The organism is Flavobacterium sp. JAS (genome assembly GCF_020991455.1).
Lineage (GTDB): Bacteria > Bacteroidota > Bacteroidia > Flavobacteriales > Flavobacteriaceae > Flavobacterium.
On sequence record NZ_JAJMOX010000014.1, the window covers coordinates 176,341 to 192,481 of the forward strand.

At 31.0% G+C, this 16,141-nt stretch carries 16 protein-coding genes; 4 read left to right on the forward strand and 12 right to left on the reverse strand.

The window, feature by feature from the left end:
- The first annotated feature begins 5 nt into the window (after positions 1-5).
- The 4 genes from LPB88_RS20815 (at position 6) to LPB88_RS20830 (ending at position 3,838) form a co-directional block, all read left to right on the forward strand.
- On the forward strand, positions 6-638 hold the full coding sequence (locus LPB88_RS20815; protein WP_230717586.1) for a hypothetical protein: 633 nt from the start codon (positions 6-8) through the stop codon (positions 636-638).
- Between the two features lie 31 nt (positions 639-669).
- Positions 670-1,458, forward strand: a complete 789-nt coding sequence (locus tag LPB88_RS20820) for a sensor histidine kinase (RefSeq protein ID WP_230717587.1) — start codon at positions 670-672, stop codon at positions 1,456-1,458.
- Positions 1,459-1,568: 110 nt separating this feature from the next.
- Positions 1,569-2,234 carry a response regulator transcription factor gene (locus LPB88_RS20825; RefSeq protein WP_230717588.1) on the forward strand — a complete coding sequence of 222 codons (666 nt, stop codon included), beginning with the start codon at positions 1,569-1,571 and terminating at the stop codon, positions 2,232-2,234.
- Positions 2,235-2,578: 344 nt separating this feature from the next.
- The gene (locus LPB88_RS20830; RefSeq protein ID WP_230717589.1) at positions 2,579-3,838 is read left to right on the forward strand and encodes an asparagine synthetase B; all 1,260 of its coding nucleotides are present in this window, start codon (positions 2,579-2,581) and stop codon (positions 3,836-3,838) included.
- Between the two features lies 1 nt (position 3,839).
- Here the strand turns inward: LPB88_RS20830 and LPB88_RS20835 are convergent, their stop codons facing one another.
- The 12 genes from LPB88_RS20835 to thrS form a co-directional block, all read right to left on the reverse strand.
- Positions 3,840-4,643, reverse strand: coding sequence for an endonuclease/exonuclease/phosphatase family protein (locus LPB88_RS20835; RefSeq protein ID WP_230717590.1), 804 nt, complete (start codon positions 4,641-4,643; stop codon positions 3,840-3,842).
- Between the two features lie 108 nt (positions 4,644-4,751).
- Positions 4,752-4,919 (reverse strand): hypothetical protein, encoded by a 168-nt coding sequence (locus LPB88_RS20840; protein ID WP_230717591.1) that lies wholly within the window; start codon positions 4,917-4,919, stop codon positions 4,752-4,754.
- A 142-nt stretch (positions 4,920-5,061) separates the two neighbouring features.
- A complete protein-coding gene (locus LPB88_RS20845) occupies positions 5,062-5,730 on the reverse strand; it encodes a response regulator (protein ID WP_230717592.1) in 669 nt (222 codons plus the stop codon).
- Between the two features lie 12 nt (positions 5,731-5,742).
- Complete coding sequence (locus LPB88_RS20850; RefSeq protein ID WP_230717593.1) at positions 5,743-7,521, reverse strand: tetratricopeptide repeat protein; 1,779 nt, start codon at positions 7,519-7,521, stop codon at positions 5,743-5,745.
- A 2-nt stretch (positions 7,522-7,523) separates the two neighbouring features.
- Positions 7,524-9,299 carry a tetratricopeptide repeat-containing sensor histidine kinase gene (locus tag LPB88_RS20855; protein WP_230717594.1) on the reverse strand — a complete coding sequence of 592 codons (1,776 nt, stop codon included), beginning with the start codon at positions 9,297-9,299 and terminating at the stop codon, positions 7,524-7,526.
- On the reverse strand, positions 9,299-10,774 hold the full coding sequence (locus tag LPB88_RS20860) for a tetratricopeptide repeat-containing sensor histidine kinase (RefSeq protein ID WP_230717595.1): 1,476 nt from the start codon (positions 10,772-10,774) through the stop codon (positions 9,299-9,301). The genes LPB88_RS20855 and LPB88_RS20860 overlap by 1 nt, the downstream gene beginning before the upstream one ends.
- A gap of 417 nt (positions 10,775-11,191) precedes the next feature.
- Positions 11,192-11,626, reverse strand: coding sequence for a carboxymuconolactone decarboxylase family protein (locus tag LPB88_RS20865; RefSeq protein WP_230717596.1), 435 nt, complete (start codon positions 11,624-11,626; stop codon positions 11,192-11,194).
- A 79-nt stretch (positions 11,627-11,705) separates the two neighbouring features.
- Positions 11,706-12,278, reverse strand: coding sequence for a Crp/Fnr family transcriptional regulator (locus LPB88_RS20870; protein WP_230717597.1), 573 nt, complete (start codon positions 12,276-12,278; stop codon positions 11,706-11,708).
- Positions 12,279-12,421: 143 nt separating this feature from the next.
- Positions 12,422-12,766, reverse strand: a complete 345-nt coding sequence (gene rplT, locus LPB88_RS20875; RefSeq protein WP_007810721.1) for a 50S ribosomal protein L20 — start codon at positions 12,764-12,766, stop codon at positions 12,422-12,424.
- 100 nt (positions 12,767-12,866) lie between these two features.
- On the reverse strand, positions 12,867-13,064 hold the full coding sequence (rpmI, locus tag LPB88_RS20880) for a 50S ribosomal protein L35 (protein ID WP_007810722.1): 198 nt from the start codon (positions 13,062-13,064) through the stop codon (positions 12,867-12,869).
- Positions 13,065-13,179: 115 nt separating this feature from the next.
- Positions 13,180-13,731: a translation initiation factor IF-3 gene (gene infC / locus LPB88_RS20885; protein ID WP_081491471.1), complete on the reverse strand. Its 552-nt coding sequence runs from the start codon at positions 13,729-13,731 to the stop codon at positions 13,180-13,182.
- Positions 13,732-13,753: 22 nt separating this feature from the next.
- Positions 13,754-15,700, reverse strand: coding sequence for a threonine--tRNA ligase (thrS, locus tag LPB88_RS20890; protein WP_230717598.1), 1,947 nt, complete (start codon positions 15,698-15,700; stop codon positions 13,754-13,756).
- Positions 15,701-16,141: the final 441 nt, after the last annotated feature.

Here is a 16,141-nt window from a genome sequence, read left to right on the forward strand (position 1 = left end):
AAAAAGTGGATGATTTTTTTATCTATTCTGTTTATGTAGTTTTATTATTAAATCTAATATTATACTCATATAGCTTTTTCCGAAAGGAAAAAGCTAATGTTTTTTTTCTTTCTTATTTAGCTTTTTCATTTGTAATACAAATTTCTATGGAAGTGATGTATCACCTCAAGATGAATAATCTATTTGCGGTTAATGTGTTTTTTATAGGACAGACAATATTATTAGGGTTGTTCTATAATTCATTGCTGAAAATAAAAAAACAAAAACTATTTGTAAGAGTTTCTCTTATAGCTTGTTTACTAACATTAGGAGTGCAATTTTTGATAGATTCAAGTCAGTTTTTAAAGTTTAATTTGTTTGAAATTACCTTGACATCTTTGCTTATTGTTGCTTATGCGCTACTTCATCTTTATAACATGCTTACAGAAAGTAAAAGGTATTATTACATTAGTGTTGGTATTATAATTTACTTATTAGGTAGCACCGTTTTATTTTTGATTGGAAATCTTACTCCAGAACTTAGTATGGACGTTAAATATTTAACCTGGATGTTAAATGCTTTTTTATCTTTAGTTTATCAGTTTTTTATTTTATATGATTGGATAAAAAGTTTTTCAAAAAAAGCTTTGTTAACTTAATTAGTAATATTGTAATTAAGAATATCTCGATATGAAAAATTCGATTCCCGAAAAAGAACTTATTGCTATAATATTATATATCTCACTTTTTTTTATAGTTGTCGCAGTTGGATTGATTATATTCTTTTATTTCTCAAGAAAGAAGATAATTCAAAAAGAACTTGAAAAAAAGGATTTAATATTACAATATCAAAAAGATCAATTGCACGCTATTATTGTCACTCAGGAGGAAGAACGTAAAAGAATTGCGCAAGACCTTCATGATGATATTAGTTCTAAACTTAATATCGTTTCGCTGAACAGTCATTTACTCACTTCTCCAAATCTGACAGACTCTGAAACGATAGAGATTACCAATAATATTATTGCCTTAACAGCCAAAGCGCTCGAGAATTCCAGAAAAATTGCTCACAATTTATTCCCTCCTGTTTTTGAAAAATTTGGATTAAGTGCAGGAGTTGAAGAATTATGTGAAGAATTTGAAAGCAGTAAAGCGATAAAAACATATTATAAAAATGAAATTGATTTTGATGAGAGAGAGATTGATCGTCATTTGCATGTTTTTAGAATTTTGCAGGAATTAATGAATAATTCACTACGTCACGGTAAGGCTTCTGAAATTTGGATTGCGTTTAGTACTATAAATGGCATTGACACTTGTAATTATGAAGACAATGGTGTTGGATTTGATAGTAAAAGCGTTGAAAATCAGAAAGGTTTAGGTATGAAAAATATTGATAGCCGTGTCTCGTTCTTAAACGGAACAATCAAAATAAACTCTGAAGTAGGTAAAGGGATGGCCGTAATATTTACTTTTTAACTTAAATTCGAATAATAAATGTGTTTTTGACGCAATATAATACGGGATTACGTATTATATTGGTTCATATTTTGTAATTTCGGCATACCAAACGACCAAAAACAAAAAAAATGAGTGCCGCTATTAAAATTGCTTTAGTCGATGACGAAGTTTTGTTCCGTAAAGGGATTTCTTTTTTGTTGCAAAGAGAAGATAATATCGAGATCGTTTTTGAAGCCTCAAATGGCGAAGATCTTATTTCTCAGTTAGAAGAGATCGAAACAAAACCGGATATTATTATCATGGATTTGAAAATGCCTGTATTAAATGGCGTTGAAGCGACAAAAATTATCAGGAAGTTATTTCCCGAAATTAAAATTGTAGCTTTAACAAGCTATGATACAAAGTCATTTATTGCCAATATGATTCAGGTTGGTGCAGTTGCATATTTGATAAAGAATGCAACTCCAAAAGATTTAATCCGGACTATCAATGAAGTTCATAGAAAAGGATTTCACTACAATGAAAATGTGTTAAAGACAATTCAGGAAACAATTGTTTCTACTAAAAACATAAAAGGCAATTTAGAAACTAGTTTTCTTTCGCCCCGCGAAATAGAAATTCTTCAGCTTATTTGTCAGCAAAAAACAACTTCAGAAATTGCTGAGCATCTTTATTTAAGTCCAAGAACAGTTGAAGGACATAGAAATAATTTATTGCTTAAAACCGAATCTAGAAATATTGCCGGGTTAGTGGTGTATGCTATACAAAACGAAATTGCAGATCTAAGACTTTAATTTCTTAGCTCGTCAGAAATTGGATTGATAATACATAGTATAAAATAATTGTCAGTGCCAGTAAACATAAACCTATTTTCTGCATTACATTTAATCCTTTTGGTTGGTTATTACTATCATTAAACTTCATGTTTCCGGTTTTTCATTGGTTAGGTTGATGATTTGGGATAGCAAATTTAAGCAGAAATAATTTTCGAAGTACAGGTGTTTTTACCCGTTTTTGTAACCTAAATGAAACGATTAGATAATTGGATTCTGTATTTAACGTTTGAACCTGTTATAAAACCTGAGATCTGTTGTGTTTTTTGACGCTTCCTTTATATCTTTACTAAAATAATTTTCTAATGAATAAGAGTTTAGTTTATATTTTCATATTTCTACTTTCATTTACAGCAAAAGCTTCGTTTATCTTACTTCCGATGGATGAAACAACTCAGCAGAATCATCTAAAAGCATACGGAATTACCTATTGGTGTTTAAGTAAAGATTATAAAGCAAGTTGGTTGCTTAATTATCGTGGGGGCTCATTTTTGCTTCCGGATGTTGCCGAGATTAGAAAAGAATGTCAGATTCGTGGCGTTAGTTTTGAGGTTCTTTCAGACAGTGAAGAAGTTTCAATTTTAGAAGAAATTTCGAGTCCGTCACAAAATATGGAATCTGTTATTCTTGAAAAAGCGCCTAAAATTGCTGTTTATACTCCAAAAGGAAAACAACCATGGGATGACGCTGTAACATTAGTGTTGACTTATGCCGAAATTCCTTTTACACCAATTTATGACGAAGAAGTTTTAAGTGATCAGTTGTTACTCTACGATTGGCTGCACTTGCATCATGAAGATTTTACGGGACAATACGGAAAATTTTATGCAGCCTATAAAAATACACCTTGGTATATTGATCAGAAAAAAGATGCTGAAGCTTTGGCTACAAAATTAGGTTATGCTAAAGTGTCGCAGGAAAAAGGGGCTGTTGCCAAAAAAATTAGAGATTTTGTAATAGGTGGCGGATTCATGTTTGCCATGTGTTCAGCAACAGATAGTTTTGATATTGCATTAGCTGCTGATGGAGTTGATATTTGCGAAGCGATGTTTGATGGCGACGCGAGTGATTCAAACTATCAGTCAAAATTAAATTATTCAAATTCGTTTGCCTTTAAAGATTTTACTCTGGAAAGAAAACCGGAAGTTTATGAGTTCTCTGATATTGATATGACATCAAAACGCCGAATTGCTGTTGAAAAAGATTATTTTACACTAATGGAATTTTCTGCAAAATGGGATCCAATCCCTAGTATGTTATGTCAAAATCATACTCAGTTAGTTAAAGGTTTCATGGGACAAACAACATCATTTGATACGGCATTGATAAAATCAAATGTTTTAGTAATGGGAACTTGCGAAATAAATGGTGAGTCGAGATATATTCATGGAGAAAAAGGAAAAGGAATGTTTACTTTTTTTGGTGGCCATGATCCCGAAGATTTTCAACATCAGGTTGGAGATCCGCCAACGGTTTTAGATTTACACCCAAATTCTCCAGGCTACAGATTAATTCTTAACAATGTTTTGTTTCCTGCTGCAAGAAAGAAAAAACTCAAAACATAGTTTAATTCAAAGAAAATTCAAACCATATTGGTATGTGATCTGATATTTTTCGGGCTTCTTTTAATGAAGCGAATTTTTTATGAAATGAAATTATACCAGAATTAATATACTTTGTAGTTTCTGATTTATAGAATATATTGTCAAATTCTGATGCTAAACAATTATCAGCATTACATTTCTGTTTTAATGTAGTTTTTTGATTCTGTAAAATAGGAGTGTACCCCTTTTTTTTCAACGGATTAAATACAGTATGTGACTGTGGACAATTAAAATCTCCAAGAAAAACTAAATTTAGATCTGGATATTGCTGTGGTAAAAATTTAAAGTACTTAATTTCTGTTTCAGGCTGTTTACTCTTGGTAATAGCGTGAAAACTTACCAGAGTAATTAGTTTTTTATTAATTTCAAAAGTGGCAAAATAAGGCTCACGATCAATTTCTAAATAGTATTTTTTTTCTAGCCAGGTATTTCCTTTTAGTTTTATTTTAGAAGTTTTCCAGATAAATGCGTAGCGTTCTGTTTTGTAACTGCTGCTGCTAGTTGGATTACTAATACTATAATCCCATTTTGAACCTTTTTCGTTTAAGATTGCGGTAAGCTTTGCAACTGCCTGAGCACCGCCATAACCAGCTACAACTTCCTGAATAGCTATAATATCGTAGTTATTTATAGTACTGGCAATGAAATTTAATTCAGATTCGGATTTTGACTTTCCAAAGTTTTCTAAATTCCAAGAAAGAATTTTAGTTTGTGAAAAAGAGAAACAATAAAAAAATAAGAGAATAAATCTAAGAGTATTTTTCATGCAGAATTTTAAAAATCAAATATAAGCATTTCAAAATTTGGCAATAGTTTCTTTTATTTCAATTGCTATTGTTTTTTTTCCAACACAAAAAAAGATTTAAAAGAAGTTTTAATGTTTTTTAAATCTGTTTTTTAAAGCGGTTGAAATAATTATGATCTGCAAAACAAGAAGGGCCGGAATAAAAATAATTTTCCAGTCTACTTCGATCCATCCTGTTTTTTCTGAAATGAAAGCAAAACTCATTGAAAGTGCAATACAAAGAAGCATGGTTTTCATAATAATCTTGTTATTAGTTGTATTAATTTTTGAAATAAAATTAACTCTATATCTGGCTTTCATAAGGTAGTCAATTGATTCAGTACAAATCTATTATTATAAAAAAACATTTCCTTACGGGAAACCGTAAAAGCGCTAAAATTTAAACTAAGCCAAAATCTTTAGCAATAGCAATTAAATGAACATTATTGTTGGCCTTAAAATATATCTTTAGTTTATTGATTCTTTTTTCAATACTACTTGTTCCATTTGGAGTTATACAAGAAGCCTTAAACTCATTTGAGATACTTTCTAAAATATGTCCTTGTGATAGAAGCTTTAAAATTGAAATGTCGTAAGATTCAATTTCGATCAAAGCTTTATCATTAAAACTAAATGATAAATCAGAAGAAAGTATTTTTTCTTCGTTTCTATAAGTTCCTTCAATTGCTTTTCTTAGCTCTTCAATACTATTTCTTCCTTTAGAAACATAAGCATTAATTCCTAAGTCATTAAAAAGAGATTTTATTCGGTATGATTTATCTTCAATCGAAAAAACTATTTTTTTTAATTTAGGCTGAACTTCGTTTATTGCTTTTATCAAATCTTCGCCACTTGTAAGGTGAGTTTTTCTATGATCTGTTTTAAAAGACAAATCGCTTATCAGTAAATCATAAGGTTCATTGTCTATCAATGCTTTTTTTGCTTTTAATAAGCCATCGTCACAATACTTCACATGATGAATTGTTGGGATTTTAAGGTCTTCAAGTACTTGTATAACGGCGATACTTATACTATCTAAATCTTCGGCAACTAAAACTTTTTTGAACATATTATATTTTCTTTAAATGGGGAAAGTGAAACTTAACTTAAATCCTTTTTCATAATCAGGGTCAAAAATAATAGTTCCATTTATAGTTTTAATACGGTTTTCCACATTTTGTAGTCCATTTTTAAAAATTAAATCATTTTTATTGATTCCAACGCCGTTATCATTGTAGATGACGATAAGATTTTTTTCTTTTAATTTGAATGTAGTGCTTACTAAAGTTGCCTGACTGTGCTGTTTCATGTTTAAAAACAATTCTTGTAAGATTCGATACAGGATTATTTTTTTGTTTGTTTCGACTTTATCCCAAGAAATCGTATCAAAACCATTTAGTAAAATATTAATTTTTGGAGTTTTAAATCCAGAAATCATTTCCTTTAATGCTACGATGTAATTTTTATCTGTTGTGATTTTACTGTTTTCTTTCGAAATGTTTCTTGTTCGCAGGTAAATATTCTCTAAATTATTTAGCAAGTGCTCTCTGTTTTCGTCTATCTTCAAATCTTTGATTTCTGCGAAAGCAATAGTTTGGTAAACATCATTAGCCAATTCATCATGTAATTTTTTAGATATTCGGAGTTCACTTTTTAAGACAGCATCATTTTTTTCTTTTCTTCCTTTTGAATTTAAATGATAACATAGAAATGTGACCAATCCCAGAATAAATAGGATTATAATATATGAAATGATAATTCGTTTTTTTTGTCTTTCCAGCTGAAGCTCGTTTTCTGCTTTTTGTGCTTTAAGTCTAAGGTTTTCTTCTTTATCTTTTTTAGAAAGATATTGAATATTCATAAACTGATTTTTTGCAGTTTGCCTTGCAATCGTAATACTGTCTACTAATTTAATATAAGTTAATGAATGTCGTTTTAAATCATTTGCCTCGCTATGTTTAATTAAAAGAGCTAAGGTTTCGACCCTTTCTGTAACATTCTTTATTTTTGACGCATGTTCGTAAGCTTTTTTTATATATTTCAAAGATAAATTAGGATCAGTTTTTTCAAAAATTGAAGAAAGGTTTTTATAGGTTGTCACTAATCCTTCTTGAGTTTCTGGTTTTAATCTAATTTTTAATGCTTCATAGAAATAATTTTGGGCTTTTTTAGAATTTCCCAGTTTGTAATAGCAAAAACCTAAATTATTTATTGCGAAAGAATAGTTATTATGGTTAATGGCGTCATATTTAGATACATTTTTTTGTGAGGCTAGTATCTTGAATATTTTCATCGCCTCTTTGTATTTCTTCTGATTGATATAAATTGCACCTAGATTGTTTAGAGCAATATATTTTCTCCAGGCGCTTGTGTTCAATGACAGCGCTTTATTGAAGTATAAAGTCGCATTAGTATTATCATAGTTGTTCATGTAGTTAAGTCCCAATAGATTATATACTATCCATGAATATCTTGGGTTTTTGATATGTTTTATATAAGGCAATGCTTCTGTAGCACTAGCTTCACTAGCAATATAATTTCCTTGTTCAAATTGAAGTTGAGAGATACAAGATAGTGCGTAAACATAATCTATAGTATTTTTATTTGGGTCGCAAAGTTTTTTGGCTTTATTGAAAAAGTAAATCGCACTATCTTTTTTATTGGTATCAAAATAGACATCTGCTATATCAGATAGTCTTTTTATTTCTGCACTATTATCTTTTTTTTTGATTTTTACTAAGCTACTATCATTTTTATAAGATTGAAACAATATCAAAGAACCTCCTAATAGTAGAAATTGTACTATTAGAAGATATTTTAGGATTGTCTTGTTTGGAATAAAATGTAATTGTCTTTTCATAATTAAACAGGAAATTTAATAAAGACTTTAAATCCTTTACCTGGAGAAGATTCGATGACAATTTCTCCTTTAATTGCTGAAATTCTGTTTTCAACATTATGTAGCCCATTTTTTAAATTCATTTCGCTTGTGTCAATACCCTTTCCGTTATCGGTATAATTTACGACAATACTTTTCTCGGTTGTTTTAAAATTGATTCCAACCAAAGTTGCTTCACTATGTTTTCTCATGTTTACAAGCAATTCTTGTAAGACCCTGTAAACGGTTATTTTTTTGCTTTTTTCGATTTCATTCCACAAAATAGTTTCTGTACCATTCAGTAATATATTTATGTTTGAAGATTTAAATCCCGAAATCATTTCTTTTAATGCAATGACATATTTTTCATCAGTTGCGATTTCACTATTCTCTTTTGAAATATCCCTCGTTCTGGAATAAATTGCATCGAGATTTTTTAATAATTGATCTTTATTTTCATCTAGTTCAAGATCTGTATTTTTGACAAAAGACAGCGTTTGATAAATATCATTTGCTAGCTCATCGTGAAGTTTTTTTGATATTTGTATTTCGCTTTTATAGATAGCTTCTTTTTTTTCTTTTTTTCCTTTAGAGGTTAGATAGAGATATAAAAACGCCATAAATCCTAAAACAAATAGGATAGTTATGGACAAAATAATATTTCGGCTTTTTTGCTTTTCTAATTGTAATTCATTTTCAGCTTTTTGAGCTTTCAGCTGTAAGTTTTCTTCTTTGTCTTTGTTGAAATTGTACTTTATATTGGTAAATTGATTTTTAGCTTTTTTCCTGCTGATAATTATACTGTCAATTATATTTATATAATCAGATGAATATTGCCTTAGATTATTTCCATTTGATGTTTTTATTAGGAGAGCTAGACAATTTGCTTTAGTAGAAGCTGAATTACCAATAAGCGCTTGCTGATAAGATTTTTTCGCATATTCGAGCGCTAATTTTGGATTCTTTTTTTTATAAAATATTGAAAGATATTCGTAAACAATTACTAGCCTAGAATCGTCTTTCAGCTTAATACTAGTTTTTAGACTTTTTAGGTAAAGATCTAGAGCCTCAGATTTACCGAGATTAAAATAGCAAAAACCTAAAAGGTTTAAAATGTATGCATAGTGCTTGTCACTATCATTAGGTTCTTTTTTATAAACAGCTTTTTTTGAAGCTAATATTTCAAGTAAATCCGCAGCCTTTTGATATTTTTTTTCTTGGAAATAAACAAGTACTATGTCGGTCAATATGATTGATTTTTTATAGGGTGTTCCAGGAAGTTCCAATGCTTTTTTGTGATATAATATTGCATTTTTATAATCATAAGTTGCATAATAGTTGAAGGCAATATAACTATAAACATTACGTACAATTCGTGGTGTTTTTACAAATCTTAAATATGGAAGCGTCTTTGTTAAGTTTGTTTCACTTGATATATAATCACCATAATATGTCTGCATATTTGCCATGATTGATACTATATAAACATAATCTTCACAGTTCGTTTTTGGATTACAAAGTAACTGTGCTTTGTTATAGTATACAAATGCACTATCCCATTTATTTGTGTCATAAAATTTATCTCCTATATCTATAAGTTGTTTTATTTTTATGGAATTGTCTTTTTTCTGGGACTCTGATTGTCTCTCAATTTTGTTTGATTTCAATAAAAATATAATACCACCTAATAATATAGTAAGTATTACGATGAGATATTTCAAAATCGTTTTGGTATTAAAAAAATAAAGAGACTCTCTCATTATGATAAAGGAAATTTAATAAAGACTTTAAATCCCTTATCAGGAGCAGAATCAATATCAATTTCTCCTTTAATTGCTAAAACTCTATTTTCAACATTATGCAATCCATTTTTAAATGTTATGGCGTTAAGGTCAATACCTTTTCCATTATCGGTATAAGTAATAATTACACTTTTATCAGTTTTCTTAAAAGTAATGTCAACTAAGGTTGCATTACTGTATTTCTTCATATTTACAAGTAATTCCTGTAATACTCTGTAAACTGTTATCTTTTTATTTTTTTCAATTTCATTCCATGTAATATTTTCTATACCATTTACTAGAAGGCTAATATTAGTGGTATTGAATCCGGAAATCATCTCTTTTAAATAGAAAACATATTTTTCATTAATTATAATCGGGTTGTTTTCTTTTGAAATATCTCTTGTTCTGGAATAAATAATATCGAGATTATTCAATAATTGCTCTTTGTTTTCTGCTAATGAAAGGTTTTTACTCTCGGCAAAAGCCATAGTATGGTATATGTCATTGGCAAGTTCATCATGTAATTTTTTCGCAATACGCGTTTCACTTTTATAAGTAGCCTCAATTTTTTCTCGCTTTCCTCTAGAAGTTAAGTAGAAATAGAGAACTAAAATCAAACTTAAACTTAGTACTATAATGATATACGATATGATATTTCTGGTTTTTTGCCTTTCTAATTGTAATTCATTTACTGCTCTGTGTGTCTTAAGTTTTAAATTTTCGTCTTTTTCTTTTTTAGAATCATACTTAATTCTGGCAAATTGGTTTTTGGCTTTTTGTCTTATTTCAAAAACACTGTCTACCAGATTAACATAAATTACAGAGTACTTCTTTAGCTCTTTGTCAGAACTATTGGTGATTATTAGCTTCAACGAAGACAGCCTTTCATCAACATTATTTTTGGCACTGAATTTTTCATAGCTTAGAAGCATATATTTTTTTGCCAAAGACGGATTGCTTTTTTCGTAAAACTTTGCAAAATGGGTATAACTTTTTCCTAAATCGAGAGGCGTGTTTGCCTTTTTTTTGATTTCCAGACCTTTGTTAAAATAGTAAAGAGCCTTTTTTAAATTGTTTATTTTAAAATAACAAAATCCGATATGGTCTAAAGCTTTACCTTGAAATTGATTATCATTAACAACTTCTTTTTTTACTATTAACGAAAGGAACATTTGAAGAGACTCCTCGTATTTCCCTTCTTCCATTAAGATAACTGCAATATTGTTTTGCGCAGCTAAATTTCTCCACTCTTCTGTTTTTAATTGTAAAGCTTTTTGATTGTATAATATTGCATTCTTGTAGTCGTACGTGTTTAAGAAATTGATACTCTGAATTATATACGTGCTCCAAATTTGAGAAACCTTTTTTACAGATTTTAAGCAGGGAAGTGCTTCTGTAATGGTAGTTTCGCTGCCAGCATAATCTCCTTGAATCTGCTGAATTTCTGCCATGCGGTTTAATGCAGTTACATAATTATCGGTATCTGTTACCGGATTGCAAATAAATTTGGCTTTATTATAGTAGTAAAAAGCACTATCTAATTTGTTATTGCCGTTAAATAAAGTATCAGCGGTAGCAATTAGCTTTTCAACCTTGCCTTTTGTGTTTGTGGATTTAGTTATTTTACAATCTTTTTTTTGGCAAGATAAAAGAATGAGAAAGGTAAAAATTATATATATGGATGTGCGCATTCTGGGTGGTATCATATGCCAAAAATAAAGAATTTAACTTCTTAAAAAAGAGTATAAATACGGTATTTTGCGTATTTGTGTAATTCTTTAATTTTGTGCTGTAAATCAGACATATGCGCAAGATAGCCCTCGTTTTAGAGGGCTATCTTGTGAATTTATTGCAACTCAGGGGTGGCATTATACTGCTCTCAATCCTGTCGTTATTGCTAATCTATTCCATGAATTAATAGTGATGATCAAAAGAATAATTTCGGCAAGGTATTTTTCGTCAAAAAGATTAGCAGCATTTTGATAAACTTCGTCAGAAACATGATTACTGATTAGAGTAACTTGTTCGGTCAAAGCTAAGATCGCTTTCTCTTCTTCAGTATAAACATCCGCTTCACGCCATGCATTTAGCAAGTAAATTTTTTGCTCAGTTATACCATGTTTTCTACCATCGATAGTATGCATGTTGATACAGTATGCACAACCATTTATTTGTGAAGCACGGATTTTAATTAGTTCTTTATGTACAGGTGTTAATGAAGTAGTCGAAATGTATTTTTCTAAATTCATTAAGGCTTGATAAGCTTCTGGGGCAACTGTTGGGATAACGATTCTTGGTTTCATTTTTCTTGTTTTTTAAAGTTTGATACAAAGTTGCGGCTTATCTGTTTTAAAAAACTTGAAGTACTTCAAGAAATACAGTTTATACTTTTCCGGCTCTTATTTTACTCATAAATTCTGCAGAAAAATCAAGATAGGAGGCAAGCATATATTGCGGAACACGCTGAACAAATTCGGGATTCAAACCATTAAAATGATGGTATCTTTCCTCTGCAGACATTGTAAACAAAAATTTAATTCGCATTTGAGCAGCTCCAAAGGATTTTTGAGAAACGATTCTAAAGTAACGTTCCAGTTTTGGAATCTGAATCAAAAGAGATTCAAGTACAGGTTTTTCAATAGCGATGACCTCGCAGTTCTCGACAGCCTGAATATAAAAATGGGAAGGAGTATTATTATGATAACTTAGATAATCAGTAATCCACCAGTTTTCAATCCCAAATTGAAGTGTTTGTTCACTTCCTTTATCGTTAATTATATATTGTCGCATGCATCCTGTAACTATAAAGTATGCGATATCACAAACCTCTCCTTCTTGTAATACAAGCGTTTTCTTTTTGATTGTAGATAAACTTAAACTCGATTCAAGAATATCAATCTCCGAAGGTTTGAGAGGTACAAATTTTTCTATATGATTAAAAAGAGATTCAAACATTTAATGCTATTTGATTTTATACAAATGTACTTTTTAAATTTAAATCTTAAAGATTAGAATTAGTTATAAAACAAAAAACCATCCGCCGCGGCGAATGGTTTTTCTATGATAAGTAAGTAATCTAAATTGAGTTTATAAAACGTTTATTTTACTTTATTAAGTATTGCTTTGAAAGCTTCAGGGTGGTTCATCGCTAAATCTGCAAGAACTTTACGGTTCAATTCGATTCCGTTAGCTTTTACTTTCCCCATGAATTGAGAATAAGACATTCCTTCCAATCTAGCTCCAGCGTTGATACGTTGAATCCATAATGCACGGAAATTTCTTTTGTTTTGTTTTCTATCGCGGTAAGCGTAGCACATTGCTTTCTCTACTGCATTCTTAGCAACTGTCCAAACGTTTTTACGTCTACCAAAGAAACCTTTGGCTTGCTTCATTATTTTTTTTCTTCTTGCTCTTTTAGCAACTGAATTTACCGATCTTGGCATAATTTTAATGTGTTTTTGTAGCAGGCGTCCTGAATTAAATCAAAGGAACTTAATGGCCATACTCCAAGGTTATATAAATATTTTTTAACCTAAAGAATTATTAGATAATTCTTAATTGTTGTTTAATGCTTTTCATATCTGTAGAGTGAACTAGCGCTGAGTGAGTCAAAGCTAATTTACGTTTTTTAGATTTTTTAGTCAAGATGTGACTTTTAAAAGCATGCTTTCTTTTAATCTTTCCAGAACCAGTAACTTTGAAACGTTTCTTGGCGCTAGATTTTGTTTTCATTTTAGGCATTTTTCCTAGTGTTTTAATTTATTCTTACTTACTTATATTTTGGTCTGAAAGTTTAAATGTCAAAAGTCAAAAGTCAGTTTATGACTTTCGACTTTAAGATTTGTAACTTTAAGACTTATTTCTTTTTCTTCGGAGCAATGAACATAATCATTCTCTTACCTTCCAAAACTGGCATAGCTTCTACTTTACCATGTTCTTCTAAATCTGTAGCCAAACGTAGTAATAAAATCTGTCCTTGATCTTTATAGATGATAGAACGACCTTTAAAGAATACGAATGCTTTTAATTTAGCACCTTCTTTCAGGAACTTTTCAGCATTTTTTCTTTTAAATTCATAATCATGCTCATCTGTCTGAGGACCAAAACGAATTTCTTTTACTACAACTTGCGTAGACTTAGCTTTTAAAACCTTATCACGTTTCTTTTGTTCATAAACAAATTTCTTGTAATCCATGATTTTACAAACTGGCGGCTCAGCGTTTGGCGAAATTTCAACCAAATCCAATTCAAATTGATCCGCTAATCGTAAAGCTTCGGCAAGCTTAAATACACCTGGTTCGATGTTCTCGCCTACTAATCTTACTTCTTGTACACCACGAATAAGGTTATTTATTCTGTGGGCATCCTTTTTTTCTACTCGAGGTTGGTAACCTCTGTTGCTTCTTATTGCTATGACTTTATAATTTAAGTTAAACTGTAAAAACTTTTAATGTCTTTTTTATTTCTTCGTTTACAATAGCGACAAATTCATCAATTGTAACTGTAATATTCCCTTTTCCTTCTTGCCCGTGACGACGGATCGAAATAGTTCCATTTTTCTCCTCTTCCTCACCTACAATAAGCATAAACGGTATTTTTTGCATTTCGGCATCTCTAATTTTCTTGCCAATAGTCTCGCTTCGGTTGTCAATTAGGGCGCGAATTTCGTGATTTTCTAGCAAATCTAAAACTTTTTTAGCATATATTTCGTATTTCTCGCTCAAAGACAAGATTATAGCCTGCTCAGGCATTAGCCAAAGTGGGAAATTTCCCGCAGTGTGTTCAAGTAAAATTGCTATAAAGCGTTCCATTGATCCAAAAGGAGCTCTGTGAATCATAACAGGGCGATGTAATTCATTATCAGCACCTTTGTAAGTCAATTCAAAACGCTCAGGTAAGTTATAATCTACTTGAATTGTTCCTAATTGCCATTGTCTTCCCAAGGCATCTTTTACCATAAAGTCAAGCTTCGGACCGTAAAAAGCAGCCTCGCCATATTCTATCACAGTATTTAGTCCTTTGTCAGCCGCAGCGTTGATAATTGCATTTTCAGCTTTCTCCCAATTTTCATCAGAACCAATATATTTATCTCTATTTTCCTTGTCTCTCAATGAAATCTGAGCAGTAAAGTTTTCAAAACCTAAAGAACCAAATACATAAAGAACCAAATCAATTACTTTTTTGAATTCCTCATCCAATTGCTCTGGAGTACAAAAAATATGTGCATCATCCTGAGTAAACCCTCTTACACGAGTTAGACCATGTAATTCACCAGATTGCTCATACCTATATACAGTACCAAATTCAGCATAACGCTTAGGTAAATCTTTATACGACCAAGGTCTTACATTGTAGATCTCACAGTGGTGAGGACAGTTCATTGGTTTTAATAAAAATTCTTCACCTTCAGCAGGAGTGTTTATTGGTTGAAAACTATCAGCGCCATATTTTGCATAGTGACCAGAAGTAACATAAAGTTCCTTTTGCCCAATATGCGGAGTAACCACTTGCTCATATCCGGCTTTCTTTTGAGCTTTCTTCAAAAATTGCTCTAAACGATCTCTAAGTGCAGCACCTTTTGGCAACCATAAAGGTAAACCAGCGCCAACTTTTTGAGAGAAAGCAAATAATTCAAGTTCTTTGCCTAATTTACGGTGATCACGACGTTTTGCTTCTTCTAGAAGTTCAAGATATTCAGTTAAGTCCTTTTGTTTTGGGAAAGAAGTTCCGTAAACACGAGTCAACTGTTTGTTTTTCTCATCACCTCTCCAGTAAGCACCGGCAACACTCATAATTTTAAAAGCTTTGATGATACCAGTATTCGGAATGTGTCCACCTCTACACAAATCAGTAAAAGTAGCATGATCACAAAACGTGATAGTTCCGTCTTCAAGATTCGAAATCAATTCGGTCTTGTAAACATTGTCTTTGTATAGCTCTAAAGCATCAGCTTTGCTAACCGGACGCATTTTAAATTCATGTTTACCTCTTGAAATTTCAAGAACACGATCTTCAATCTTTTTAAAGTCAGCATCAGTAATCTTTTGGTCTTCAAAATCTACATCATAATAGAAACCGTTTGAAATTGCAGGTCCAAGAGTTAGTTTAATTCCAGGATACAATTCCTCAAGCGCTTGCGCCATTACGTGCGAAGTCGAATGCCAGAAAGCTTTTTTACCTTCCGCATCATTCCAAGTATATAAAATAAGACTACCGTCGGTCGTCAATGGAGTTTCGGTTTCAATTGTTGTACCATTAAAAGATGCCGAAATCACGTTTCTTGCAAATCCTTCACTAATGCTTTTCGCAACCTCCATCGGAGTTACGCCTGAAGCAAACTCTCTAATTGACCCATCGGGTAAAGTAATCTTAATCATTGTTTATAATTTTGTGAATGCAAATATAACGCATTACAGAAATACATACAATACATATGTTCATGTTTATACTATAATATGTAAGAGTAAATTTCATAATTGTCTTCAAGAGTATTTTCAATTATTATATATAAGAGTAAAATCACTTCATGAGGCCTGATAGTTTTAAAACCTGTGGGTTTATTTTTGTCCTTAATATATAAGGTGGAAATTCTACTATAATATATAAGAGTAATTCTGTGTCCAGTTGAGCGAAGTCGAAGCTTATATGGTTAAAGGTTGGGATTTAAGATTTAAGATTTGTGATTTGATTTTATAAGGAGCCATTTCCCGCTATCCACTACAATCTTTTGTGCCTCCCGATAGCTATCGGGACCGGTACAAAAGGATTTCCACTTCTATCGGGGCTAGGGCATAGGTTTGCAGAAGAAAATCAGAGAT